Annotated in this window: 1 protein-coding gene; it reads left to right on the top strand. The window is 57.5% G+C overall.

Annotation, left to right across the window (positions count from 1 at the left end; genetic code table 11):
* Positions 1-367: hypothetical protein (locus D7X55_RS40815; RefSeq protein ID WP_255425068.1), on the top strand; the 367-nt coding region annotated here is incomplete at its 5' end.
* Positions 368-459: the final 92 nt, after the last annotated feature.

Consider the following 459-nt stretch of genomic DNA (forward strand, 5'->3'; position numbering starts at 1 on the left):
CATCGGATCGGCCCTCATCCTCGCCGCGAAAGACTCGGTCATGGGAGCATTCACACTCGTTACGACGGTGTCGGCGGTGCTGTTCGTCTTCGTATGGAGCATGATCCTCATCAGCCATATCGTCCACGTACGACGCAACCCTAAAGCTCATGCCAAGTCGATCTATCCGATGCCCGGCGCCAGTTTCATGCCGTGGGTCGTACTCGCTTTCTTCGTCTTTGTCATTGTCCTTCTCACTGGAGCTGACGACACACTTCAAGCCTTGCTTGCTGCTCCTATCTGGTTCGTCGTGTTGGGGATCGTGTGGGCAATCGTTCGGCGCCGCTCCCACCATGACGACCTCGAGACCGACCTGCCAGCCGACTAGACCCCCAACTCCAGCCGCTACAGTAAGTACGGTCGAATCCGGTCATTGCGGGGGTAAATCATGTCCGACGAGGGCGTCATGGGCAAATCGAC

The organism is Corallococcus sp. AB049A, assembly GCF_003668885.1.
In the GTDB taxonomy this organism is placed as follows: Bacteria; Myxococcota; Myxococcia; order Myxococcales; family Myxococcaceae; genus Corallococcus; species Corallococcus interemptor.